This is a genomic window from Bartonella machadoae, from assembly GCF_022559585.1.
Classification (GTDB): domain Bacteria; phylum Pseudomonadota; class Alphaproteobacteria; order Rhizobiales; family Rhizobiaceae; genus Bartonella; species Bartonella machadoae.
The window spans coordinates 2,067,974-2,080,676 of record NZ_CP087114.1 but is presented as its reverse complement, the minus strand read 5'-3'; the positions used below and the strand labels follow the sequence as shown (position 1 = coordinate 2,080,676).

At 37.6% G+C, this 12,703-nt stretch carries 7 protein-coding genes and 1 pseudogene; all 8 read right to left on the bottom strand.

Going from position 1 to position 12,703, the window contains the following annotated elements:
* Positions 1 to 14: 14 nt before the first annotated feature.
* Entirely contained in the window at positions 15 to 794 is a 780-nt protein-coding gene (locus LNM86_RS09750; protein WP_241438981.1) for a hypothetical protein, read from the bottom strand.
* A gap of 76 nt (positions 795 to 870) precedes the next feature.
* Positions 871 to 1,368, bottom strand: coding sequence for a hypothetical protein (locus LNM86_RS09745; RefSeq protein ID WP_241437518.1), 498 nt, complete (start codon positions 1,366 to 1,368; stop codon positions 871 to 873).
* Positions 1,369 to 1,440: 72 nt separating this feature from the next.
* Positions 1,441 to 2,124, bottom strand: coding sequence for an LbetaH domain-containing protein (locus LNM86_RS09740; RefSeq protein ID WP_241437517.1), 684 nt, complete (start codon positions 2,122 to 2,124; stop codon positions 1,441 to 1,443).
* An 80-nt stretch (positions 2,125 to 2,204) separates the two neighbouring features.
* Complete coding sequence (locus tag LNM86_RS09735) at positions 2,205 to 2,921, bottom strand: nucleotidyltransferase family protein (RefSeq protein WP_241437516.1); 717 nt, start codon at positions 2,919 to 2,921, stop codon at positions 2,205 to 2,207.
* A gap of 1,398 nt (positions 2,922 to 4,319) precedes the next feature.
* Positions 4,320 to 9,308, bottom strand: a complete 4,989-nt coding sequence (locus LNM86_RS09730; RefSeq protein ID WP_241437515.1) for a DEAD/DEAH box helicase — start codon at positions 9,306 to 9,308, stop codon at positions 4,320 to 4,322.
* Positions 9,309 to 9,879: 571 nt separating this feature from the next.
* The gene (locus tag LNM86_RS09725) at positions 9,880 to 11,481 is read right to left on the bottom strand and encodes a YfjI family protein (protein ID WP_241437514.1); all 1,602 of its coding nucleotides are present in this window, start codon (positions 11,479 to 11,481) and stop codon (positions 9,880 to 9,882) included.
* 4 nt (positions 11,482 to 11,485) lie between these two features.
* Positions 11,486 to 12,383: pseudogene (locus LNM86_RS09720) on the bottom strand (DUF7146 domain-containing protein).
* Between the two features lie 99 nt (positions 12,384 to 12,482).
* Positions 12,483 to 12,689, bottom strand: coding sequence for a helix-turn-helix transcriptional regulator (locus LNM86_RS09715; protein ID WP_241437301.1), 207 nt, complete (start codon positions 12,687 to 12,689; stop codon positions 12,483 to 12,485).
* Positions 12,690 to 12,703 lie beyond the last annotated feature (14 nt).

Sequence of the window (12,703 nt, the reverse complement as noted above, 5' to 3'; positions counted from 1 at the left end):
CCCGCATTTATTGTTTATTCTTCAGTATCAATAATCTCTATAAGAATATCGCTCTTATTAACCTCCTTATTTTTGGGAACCTCTCTTATCTCACTTTTTCGATTCAGTTTTGCACGCCCACAAGCACGACCAAAGACCTTGATCGTATGAGAAACCTGAGCTTTTCCATAAACAGAGCCATAAATTTGCGCACAGCCACTCACTTTTGCATAGTCATAAACCTTGCCATAAATCTTTGCACGGCTCTTAACAACAGCATAGCCATAAACATGCGCAGTGCTAAAAAGACAAGCAGAGCCTAACACTCTAGCGTTGCCATAAAGCCTTGCATATTCAAAAAGATAACTATTATGAAAAAGATGCGCATTGCCATAAACATGGGCTTCAATTGAAACGCGACTATTGCCATAGACACGAGCCTTGCCATAAACATAGCCAGCCACATGCGCACTATCATAAACAAATGCATTGTCATAAATTTTTGCATATTGAGAAATAAACACCTTATCATGCACCTGAGCATTGCCATAGACAAGACCACAAATTTGCGCATTGCCTCGTATTTTTGCATTGTCATAAACACGGGCATGTTTATAAACCAATGCATTATCATAAACCCAGCAAAGACCGTTATGAGAAAGATTTTCTTCCTTTTCAATAAAACCGCCGAGTTGACCAGCCTTGACATCAGAAAAGCTTTTTAAAGCCTGAATGCGATAAAGCGTTGTAATTTTTTGTGTAATTTTATCTTTCAGTTGTTTTGTTTCATTAGTTAGTTTGTATTTTTTGGACATCATAAGACCCCTCACAATCTCTCTTGTGAAAAAAGTTGCATGGAAAATGTTGGAAAAAGGGAATGACCGCCGCGCTTTAAAGATTTAAAAAGGCTTTATTACGCAGCCAGATGATTTTTATTTCATTATTGGAAAGCAATTCGATATAAGACCTTGTTTCAATATCATCACGTGTCTTTTCTAAAATCATAACAATGCCGTGACTATTAGCATTTTCATAAATATGAACATAATTGACGACACGGGCGTGATCATAAATTTGTGCATTACCATAGACATGGGCATGGTCATAAATGATCGATTTACCAAGAACGATTGCATTGCCATAGACATAACCAGCGATAATAGCGTTATGATAGACCCTAGCATTTTCAGAAACCCGACCTGAGTTTAAAACCAGAGCATTACCATAAACCCAGCAATTACCATCATGAGATAAATTGCTTTCATTTTCGATAAAGCCACCGAGTTGACCAGCCTTGACATCAGAAAAGCTTTTTAAAGCCTGAATGCGATACAATATGCGATTACCAAAGAGACGCGTTTCATTTGTAAGTGCAAATTTCTTTTGCATAGGAACAATCCTTATAGAACATGAGATTTTAAATGAAAGAATTTGGAAAGCAGGCGCCCCCCGCGCCGTTATTTATGCTGCTTTATTTATGATTTGATCACAAATTTTGATATTACCATTCAATTTTTTTGTATCTATATATGAATTACCAAAAACACTCACTTTATTGCAAATGTATGTAGCACCTGTAACTTTAGCATTGTCATAAATACAAGCATCATCACAAACCACAGCAAAAAACCAAACTTGTGCGTTACCAAAAATCTTTGCATTCCCATAAGCTTGCGCATAGCCAGTTAGTAAAGCGTTATCATAAATTTTTGCATTGCCTTTTATAACAGCCCTGTCAGAAACTTCAGAATTATTCAAAACACAGGCATGATTGTAAACAAAAGCCCTTCCCAAAACCCTAGCATTATCAGCAATTTTTGCATTGTCATAAATTTTTGCACAATCACAAACCTTTGCATCATCACAAACCGTTGCATTATCGAAAACGCTAGCATAATTGAAAATTTGCGCATTATCAGATACGACGCCATTGTCAGCAACCCACGCATCATCATAAACCCAGCAGTTACCATCATGAGAGAGATTATTTTCATTCTCAATAAAGCCCCCCAATTGACCAGCCTTGACATCAGCAAAATCTCTTAATGCACGAATGCGATAAAGGGTACGATTACCAACGACATGCGTTTCATTTGTTAATTCATATTTTTTGGATACAATTTTAGATACAGTTTTAGTGGTCATAGGGAGCTCCCAATCTAAATAATGGATAAAATTTGAATGAAGTCTAGAGAGGGGCGCCCCCGCCGCGCCCGCGGTGTTATTTACGCAGCTTGATTTGCATTTTCAAAATTGTAATCATAACTATAATCATCATAATATTCGTGACGATAATAATCTTCCTCACTACCAAACCTTGGAATTGCCTCATCATGAAGTTGATCATCAGGAGTTAATGAGGCGGCGCTATGAACACAAGAATCCCCTGAGACAAGAGAGCCACAAACCACGGCATCATCAACGACATAGGAATAATCACATATATAAGCACCATCACTTATTTTTGCATTGCCCCCGACATGGGCATTATCGCAAATGACGGTCATATCAGAAATATGGGCATGCCCACTTACAGAGGCGTTATCATAAATTTTAACATTGCCTTCGATTACAGCAGCATTTTGCACATGGGCATTGCCATAGACCTCACAATAATCATTTATAGACATGCCTTCAAAAATCGCATTTCCATAAATTTTTGCATCCCCATAGACATCAACAAAATAACCTTTTATTTTAGCATTCTCAAAGACCCGAGCATTTTGGAAAACACGAGCATGATCATAAACCCAGCAATTGCCATCATGAGAGAGGTTATCTTCCTTTTCAATAAAGCCACCAAAGTCACCTTTTTTGACATCAGCAAAGTCTTTTAAAGCACGTATACGGTATAATAAGTGACCATCTATGCATTGCATATCATCAGTTAATTCATATTTTTTGGATGAGATAACGGGGGTGTTTTTAACTGTAGATTTCATTTTTAAATCCTTACTGATTAAGTTTCTATTGACACCCTATACGGGCGCCGGGCGTTAGAAACACGGCAGTAAGTCCGTCGTTACACCTTTCCTTAGAAAAGGTATTGTATAATGTAACCACACCCGACAAAATCATTATATGCATTCTATAGCATAAAAGAAAGTCAGTTTTTATAACAGGATTAGGTTTATCGTAACCTATTCGCTTACTGTTAAGTGTTTCTAGCACTTGAGTATTTATATAACAAATTACGTATTTATTGTCAATCATATTTTATTCTTTTTTGTGTTTTTTTATAATTATTTTTTATGCCATTGTGTATAAATATGCGTCATATAGTTATGAATATTTTCTGTTTTATTGACTCTATTTGACTCTATATTACGCAATTGTGTTATTTTTCTCTTTTAAACATCATAATAACTAAAAACGCTCTCATAATGCCTATTTTTAACTTTATAACGCATCATTATTTTTATGAGATAACTTGTGAATATTTTTGTGAATTTTTTACAAGAGGTTTGTAATTTGGACAGCTTTATAGAGACCGCATCTTTATAACCAGCGCTTTTGATTCAAATCTCTTTTCGATTCATTCCTTATAGCCACCGCATCATTCTCATAAAACAAAATGATAAATATGATCATGCGGTTTTGATTTGCTATGAAAACATTTTGAATTCTTATATCCTTATCAAAATACCTTTTAAGGGGCTTTTGTCTCTTGTCAGTTATTAGCAGTCATTTACCCCCCTCATTTTAAAAAAAAACTTTTAAATAAAAGTAAAAAACATTATATTTCAATATGTTAGTGTGTTTTGAGAAATATTCAGTGCTAATAAGATGATTTATATAGACAATTAATGATATCAATTGAACAAAACCTGTCAGTATCTGTCAAAAAATTTAACTGACACCATTTATGATTTTAATGAATGTTTAAACCATGTTTTATGAGAGGGAATATAATCCTTTAAAGCCTCTCAAAAGACCGTTTGTAATTATGCGGTATGTTATAAAGAGTAACTTATAGATTTAAAGAGGGTTTTGAGTTTTGAAACTTTGTGTTTTAAAGAAAAAAAACACTAAAAAGATAAAAAGCATTATTTTTCAATATATTATGTTTTATCAATTGTTCAAAAAACAATCTCTATTGATAAATGCAACCTATTAATACGCATAATTCTCTTTAAAGAGAGCTTTTGAAAGATATGATGCTCTCATTTGAGATTGCGAGTTAATCTTTTAAAGGCAATGTAAAAAATCTTATCATCTCTTTTTAGAAGAGCGCATGGTAAATCACTCCTTTTAAGATTATAGGTAAGCAACCTAATAAGAGAGTATAGATTATGGTTATAAGATCTATACCTCTTATGAGATTGGCATGATTCATAAATCTATTCAGTTTCTCTTAATTCCAAATTTGGCAGGTTTTTAACAATCTTCACTGTTTCTAAACTTACCGTAATAACCCTTTGGAACAATTCCAATGGATAAGCAGGGTTTCCAATTGTTTCAATAGCATAGCGATTGGCATCATTAACAATGCCACTCTTTTTATCAGTTTTTACACATTGCCGCCCCATAACCCATTCAAGAGCAGATTTACCATTTACGATATACTCATAAGCTTCCTTAGGTATATCTGTTATTATGATATTGCTATTGTAAATAACAGTGCTTTTATCCTTTTCCTTACTATCTTTGATTTTTGCGAATTTCATTTCTGTAACGTAATAGAATGTCTCAGGATTAGAGATTTCTGTAAGTTTTGGATTGCCTTTTTTAAAGGTCACGGGATAAGGGTCTACCGTTTCATAATTGACGTGCAAATTGCCTAATTCACGACCCGCATTAACGAATGCCCAGAAATCTTCAGTGCTCTTTACGCAAGGGATGCGAGGGAGTTCCTTAGAGAGATTATCAGCATAGCGAGCACGGTAATCTTCTGAATGCAAAAGACCGTAAACATAATAGAAGATATCATCCTTAGTTATGGTCTCATTAGGGTAAGCAGCTTCAAAATATGCTAATCCTTCATCAGTAATGGCATCACGACGTTGTAAACCGGTGGTTTCGCTTTCTTCTGCAGAATTTGTAAATAAATGAGTTTGTTCTTCGTTCTTATCTTTTGCAACAGCAATATCTTCGTAAATATAGCGTGGAAAACATTGACTTTTTTCTATTGAATCGAGGTTAGGCAAAGCATTACTCATCAAAACAGAAAAACCTTTTATTGCTCCTGTACCTGTAATTTGAATTACCTTATTTTCAACTGCTTTTCCCATAGGGAATATACGCGGCATTTGATAAATCATTTCATTGAAGATGCGATTGTAATAGAGCCACTGTCGTGTAAAAGGGCGATAAAAACTCTGAGTAATATATGCCTCTTCAAATTTGAAAATCTTCTCTTTTGCTAATTCTTGTTTAAGTGCACGGCTCCAACTTATCTTCTTCTCATCCAAATTTATGAAGTTATTTACAGCCTTTGCACGTGCTTTACGGTCAATATGTGGATGGGTCTTATTAAAACGTTCTACTTCACTATTATAGAACGCAACCATATTACGCATATTTTTTGCTAAAGATTCACGACTTGAGTTATAAGCCCACGCATCACGACTAGTTGAAATGCCACACGAAAAGTTTTTAAAGAGCTTTTCATCATGACCTTCCTTAACACCCATGGCTAAAAACGCTTTAAAACTTTCATCACGTTGATTTATCCAATCACCATGTTTGTCTGGTGTAATGATTTTCCAACTGTGTTCACTCCGTGTAATACCCTCAATGCTACCCAAGGATTCGATTACCGTGAGTTTTTTTGTTCTCTTGAGATAATCTTCAATACCATAGAAATATATTTTACCATGCTGTTTGGACTCTGGATTTTTTACGAGAATAGAGATGGCAATAGGTGCTCGTGATCCCTCACCAAAAATTCCATCACCTTCTTTTTTACGCTGCTCACCAGAAGTTCGGGCATTTCCCCGTAAATGGAAAATATAAAGGCTGCTAAATTCTTCAACAAGGCATTTACGTAAACCTGTCATAGAATATCCATTAACAAAACTTGCATTTGTTACAAAACCGATAACCCCAGCATTTTCAATACGGTCACTTGCCCAACGAATGGCACGAATGTAACTATCATATAGCTTTTGCGTACTAGTTGCTTTTGAGTGAGCAGCATAGGTTTCACGAATACGGTTATCTAAGAGTGGATAAGGAGTATTTTTTGCGTTGTCATTTTCGCTTTTCTGTCCAATAGAATAAGGAGGGTTACCAATAATCACTTCAATATTGAGATTTTTCTGAAGTTCCAAATATTCACTGTTTTCTTTAAACAATTCTTGCAGCAGATTTTTCTCTTCAAGCATCTGAAACGTATCGGTTAAACCAATATGTTTAAAGGGAATATAATCTCCTTTCATAAGACTATGATAAGTCGATTCAATATTAATCGCTGCTATGTAATAAGCTAAAAGAACAATCTCATTGGCATGGATATCATGACGGAACTTATATTCCATATCCTCTGGTTTAATGAGATCAGATTGCAACAGCCTTGTTATGAAAGTACCTGTTCCCGTAAAGGGGTCAAGAATAGAGACACCTCGTGAACCAAGGCTCTTGCCAAATTCCTTCCGTAAAACATCATCAACCGAATGAATAATAAAATCCACAACCTCAACAGGGGTGTAAACAATCCCAAGCTTATCGGTGGTTCTTTTAAAAGCCTTGGCAAAAAAGCTTTCATAAAGTTTGATAATCAGATTTTGTCTTGCATGGGGTTCGGTAATCCCAGAGGCACGGAATTTGACACTGTCATAAAACTCTTTAAGCTCTTTTGTCTCCTCTTCAATATTTGTCTTGTCTAATTCCTTTAAGATCTTTTCCATTGCTTGTGAGATGGCATTGTTTTGAACAAATTGATTGCCATCAAACAAAGCTTCAAAAACAGGACGCGTGACAAGATGCTGTGCAAGCATCTCAACAGCTTCCTCTTGCTTGATATCACTGTTTAAGTTGTTTTTTAATTCCTCATGAAACGCATCAAACGCACGGCATGCTTTACTCTTTTCATCAGCAAGCATGTTTTGCAGGCGATTGATATGGTTTTGCGCAATCTCAGCAACATTACCAGCCCAGTTTTCCCAATAGTCACTCATAGTAGATCTTTTGACAAGAAATGCCCTAAAAGCATTGGGAAATGCCTTATACAGAGGCAATTGTCCTTGCCCATTATGGTGAGAAAGGGATTTACGGACAGTCGTAGCAAAAGAAGCATGTGCGCTTTCTGTTTTCGCTTGTAAGGGCACATCATCAACAACGGTTGTCACATTTTCTATCTCCATCTTTTGAGAAACCGTGACAATATCGATAATAGGACTTACATCTTGCCCTAAGTTCATTTGATTAAGGGTTTTGCTAAAATTTTCATCATGAGCAAGCAAAGCATTGAGAACTTGCCAAACAACACTGTATTTCTTATTGTTTTTTAAAGCCAATTCGGGGGAGATCCCAGCCGGCACGCCAACCGGTAAAATGATATAGCCTCTTTTCTTATTGGGAGCCCGACGCATCACACGCCCCACCGCCTGTATGACATCCACTTGGCTTTTGCGCGGGTGTAAAAACATCACCGCATCAAGAGCAGGGACATCCACACCTTCTGAGAGACAGCGAACATTGGTTAAGATACGACAGGTATTTTCCCCCGCATCAGCTTCCAACCATTCAAGCAATTCCGTTCGTTTCTTGGCACCATCTTTCCCATCAATATGTTGTACCTCACAGATCAGAGGGGGGGTATCTTTGTGTTCTTTATGGATTTTACGGAAAGCTCTCTTAACACCCTTGCCTTCAAAGGTATCACGAATGCGTTGCGAGGTTTTAATATCTTTACAAAAAGCCAAAGCACGGCGCATGGGATTAGGGTCATCACCAAGATCAACTTTCAGATCGATTTTGCTAAGAGCTTGGTAACAGCCTAAGATCTTTGTTCTATCATCAAGAGTAAGTTCATAATTCTTATGGTTGGTAGGAATCTCAAGAGTATCACGTACGAACTTTTCATCCACACCCAAGACAATAATCTTATAAGGCGTTAAGAGTTCATTCTTGACGGCATCGGAGAAACTATAAAAATAGAGCTGTTTTCCATAGATTGTTTCATTATCCATAGAAGCCAGCACGGCATCAAGTTCATCCGCACGCCTTTTCGCATGGTCACTAAAGATGCGCGGGGTTGCGGTCATGTAGAGACGTTTTTTGCCCTGAACAATGCTGTTATCATGAACCTTGATAAAATCAGATTCACTTTTATCGGTTCCCAAAGCCGCCCCCGTTGTCCTATGGGCTTCATCGCAAATGATCAGATCAAATTCAGGTAAATCATGGTCCTTTTGTGCATCAGCAATCACTTGGATGGATTGGTAAGTAGCAAAAACGACATTCATAACATGGGGAGAAACTTTGTTCCCTTTCTCTCCAAGCATTTGCGCATCGGTTGTGACAGGCAAGGCAAGATCCGAGGCACTCAATTCAGCAGCATCATCATTATTGAGACGCCGCTTGCCTATTTGCTTATCCGAACACACAGCAAAGGAACGCAACGGGACTTGTGCATCCGCTGTCCATTCTCGTATTGTTTGTGACATAAGAGCAAGAGAAGGCACCAAAAACAAAACACGCTTGCCTTGACCAGCAAGAGTTTCTGCTATCTTAAGACTTGTAAAGGTTTTACCGGTTCCACAAGCCATAATCAGCTTGCCACGGTCTGCTTCTTTTAAACCCTCACAGACCGCTTCAATGGCTTCTTTCTGATGGGTAAAAGGCAACTTTTGTTTCTTATCTTTAAGAACAATTTTCCCTTCGGTTTCAAAAATCCCCCAATCGATTGCACTGTCTTCCATATTGAAGAGATTAATGCGATAAACCGGAACCGCTTGTCCTTCAATCATGGTATTAGCGTTTTCGCTTAATTCCCCTTGCGTGCTATCAATAAGAAGGCGATATTTAAAACGATTTTTACCTGAGATGGCGATAAAGCTCTCAATATTCTCTTGCGTGATCTGATAATTTGTCTCATAAAATTTACATTGAATGGCGACATACTCATTGCAATCACGGATTTTTGCCACCAGATCAATATCCGTATCTTCATCGCTTCCTTTCCATCCATGCACATCAGCCACGTCTCTATAGCTTTGGACCGTTTCATATTCTTGGCATTGGAGAGGGTCTTGTGTGAGATAAGCAATCACAAACTTTTCGAAAGCCTTTTGCTTTTCTTGATCTGAGATTGGTTTTTCACGATAGGATTGTAAGAGAGAGCGTAAAGTGACTTGTTTATTATCAAAATTGAGGGTTTGAGACATTATAGAGAAACTCCATACCTTATGACATTGACTCATTAACAGTGTAAGAATCACAATGGCGTTTCATAAATACATTTAGAACAAATATCGAGTACCCAATAAACCAAAATGGCGCGAAAACCCACCAAATACGTCAAAAAAATTTAACAAGTTGCAATTATAAACAGCCTATAAACAGCAAAGTAGTGAAATTTGCTATTCATTTTACGGAAATAAAAACAAATTCGAACTGTGTTTTAAGAGATCAAAATGATTGTTTTGAAGTGTTTTATGATCACTAAAATCATAAATGGTGTCAGTTAAATTTTTTGACAGATACTGACAGGTTTTGTTCAATTGATATCATTAATTGTCTATACAGATCATCTTATTAGCACTGATTATTTCTCAAAACACACTAACACATTGAAATATAATGTTTTTTACTTTTTGCTAAAAGGTGTTTTTTAAAATGAGGGGGGTAAATCAACAATAATGACTGACAAGAATATGACCTGAGTTAGACTATCCATTCAGATCATATCTTTCTCTTTTGCCAGCACTCTTTAAAATCATCTTTTGTTCATTCATTTCATTGCTTTGCATTCTTGTTTTTTACCAAAGGATGCCATTCATAATAGGTACTCGATTTACTTGTCTGATGGGTTATGAACTTTTTGCGAATGTGGTTTGTATGACATAAAAGCTCTAAAGCTTGTTTGACCGCTTCCTTGTCCTTTAAATGCGCCCAGCAGCGTCTGTAGATATCACGAGCAGTAAAAACCTCAGGTAAGCAATTACAACGCTCTATAATCAAATTTGCACGCTCCTTTACCAAGATATCACCCGCAGTATAAAACCGTTTCGCATGGCTTAACAGATAGTTTGACCAACGCAAGGCTGTTGAGAGAGAAGGCAAAGTGATCTCAAAACGCCCATCCTCAACAAGTTCGATAATGAGGGCAAGGCTTGCTATGGTTTTTGGCATTTTTAAAAGATGCGCTTGGTAAGAGACAGAAACTTTGCTTTCCTTGATTTCTTTATGATGATTTTCCCACCATTCACGAAACAATTCTTGAGCATTAGCAGCAAAGCGCATGATCCGCGGGTGCTTAGGTGATCCTAAGGGTTTGTCATAAAAAGAACGAAGCACCTTTTCATATTCTTGATAGGCTTCTTGATTGGGATTTTTATCTTTCCATTCCCACTCTTGGTTTTCATCCGGCCACACCAGCATTTGAAACCGTTGCAATAAACCATCATCTCCTTTCCCAGAAAGCATTGCCTGAATAAGGGGCATAATCCTTAAGGGTTGAATCCCTCCAATGATAGAAAGCGTTGCATTGGGAATATGAAGGGTTCCACGTCCAATACGGTCATAGGTGAATTGACCATCCCCATTAAAGGTTTCCAAATAAAAAGCCCGCTCCGATTGATATTCAACCCGCTCCATATTTGCTAAAAAACCAGAAAGTTCATCACGAACTAACAGTAACCCACGTGGATTTTCTTTGAGTAATTCTCCAAGCTTTTCGACCGTTGTGTCATTGACAATAAAACGTGAATTTTCCTCATCCTGCTGGTTATCTTTGGTTATGTTTTCAGCTAAAATAGAACGGGCAGCTTGGGTATCTCCATTCTTTAAAGCTTTGCCGGCTTGTTTATTCTTTTGTTTTTGGTTTAGCGCCTCAAGAGCCTGTTCAATCTCTGCTTGTTTATTCTTTTGTTGGTAAGCTTGCAAAGCTTCTGTTTGAAGATCAGCAAGGGGTTGAAGAGCGGTTTTCAAAGCCGGTGTTTTTCGTGTAGAAGGGTTACCAATAATAGCCCCCCATAGATTAGGAACAATGTACCAATTATCATGCTGTTTTGGAGCAATGCGCACGCCATTGCCAATCAGAGCAGCTAAAGCACAGATAGCAGAGACAGCCACAAAATCGAGAGGCGATTGTTGACGGTCAGCAATATCGTAAACATATCTGCTTAGTCTATAAGGCATTTGTAAAATATTAAAAGGCTCGACCGGTAAAAGAGCGGTGTTAATCGGTTTTAATTCGCCCCATCCCATTTGTTGCAAAGCCTGTTCATAAGGGATGGCTTGTAAACAGGGATGATCTTTTAAAGAGACAGGGTTGTTATCGTTATCAGTATCATTTACCGAACTATTTTCATTGTTTTCTAGAATATTTTTTGTCATTTTTTTATCTTTCATAATTTAATAATAAAATGTTGAAGTCAGAGCCATGGGGAGCTTGCATCATCAAGACATTGAAGCCTTGGCGATAAGCACGGGCAGCAAGGGCAAAACCTGCTTTACGACCCGCATCATCGCCATCCATAGCTATGGTGAGATGGGTTTTTGATTTGATATGAGGTAAATTCACATGCACCATGCCACTGGTTGAGAGGGATGCCCATAAAGTCACAGGCTCTGATAACAGACCAGACAGCAGAGAAAGACCTGTTTCAATTCCCTCACAAATGACCAGATGTTGGTGATTGGCTTGGCATAAATGCACAGCACCGCCCTTAACAGAGCCAAGCATCGCTTTTGTTGGTAACTGTTCTGTTTTGCATCCATTGTCTTGTAAAAAGGTTCTATGGATTGCAAAGGAGCCACCACCCTCAACAAGAGCAACCAACGCGGGGATGTTTTTCCCAGAGGGATGAGGGCATTTGCTATGAAAGCGTAAACTAGGGAGGCAAGTTACAAGTGATACCACGCTTGCGTAAATAAAGCTCTGCTAAGGTCTCTTTAATTGGTTGACTTTGCTTCCAAATCTTTTGAGCTCTCTCTGCTTTCTGTTTTGCCTTGTTATCTTCAGAACAAAACTGTTTTGAGAGAGAAAACCTATAATCATAAGTTTTATCAAAACATGTTTGTGTATTGATAAGAGCAATGCTCTTAAGAGCTTGTAAGATCTCTTTAAAAGAGCAGCCGGCATAACAATAAAGCAAGAGCCGCCCATCATTTCCATTGGCAAGGGATAAACTAGGCACTTGATCATCATGAGCAGGGCAGCGAGCAAGTCCATAAGCACCATACCAGACACCCCGCAAGGCATTTGTAATGCCCCGAGCATTTATAAAATGATACATTTTCGCATCCTTAGACGTTGCGTCACAGGACGGTTTTTGCTATTTTCAATTTACGATAATTTGAGAAAGCCTTGTCCGTCCTTACGTGACAAGGTTTTTTTATGCCACATCACTGAGATGTTGACGTTGCGTTTTGGCTTTTTCAATCACATTCAACAGATCCGATTTTAACCAACGCGATAAAGAACCAAATTTTAAAGGTTTTGGTAAAGCTCCATTGGTCACATGGCGACGGAATGTTGAAACGCTTATATGCAATAATTTTGCACTTTCGCGGTCTGTAAGAAGAACATCATTTTCAGTCATAACTAAATCCTTTC

Coding starts and splice junctions, on each gene's coding strand:
- LNM86_RS09750 (WP_241438981.1), bottom strand. CDS start 794: ATGTCCAAAAAATACAAACTAACTAATGAAACAAAACAACTGAAAGAT.
- LNM86_RS09745 (WP_241437518.1), bottom strand. CDS start 1,368: ATGCAAAAGAAATTTGCACTTACAAATGAAACGCGTCTCTTTGGTAAT.
- LNM86_RS09740 (WP_241437517.1), bottom strand. CDS start 2,124: ATGACCACTAAAACTGTATCTAAAATTGTATCCAAAAAATATGAATTA.
- LNM86_RS09735 (WP_241437516.1), bottom strand. CDS start 2,921: ATGAAATCTACAGTTAAAAACACCCCCGTTATCTCATCCAAAAAATAT.
- LNM86_RS09730 (WP_241437515.1), bottom strand. CDS start 9,308: ATGTCTCAAACCCTCAATTTTGATAATAAACAAGTCACTTTACGCTCT.
- LNM86_RS09725 (WP_241437514.1), bottom strand. CDS start 11,481: ATGACAAAAAATATTCTAGAAAACAATGAAAATAGTTCGGTAAATGAT.
- LNM86_RS09715 (WP_241437301.1), bottom strand. CDS start 12,689: ATGACTGAAAATGATGTTCTTCTTACAGACCGCGAAAGTGCAAAATTA.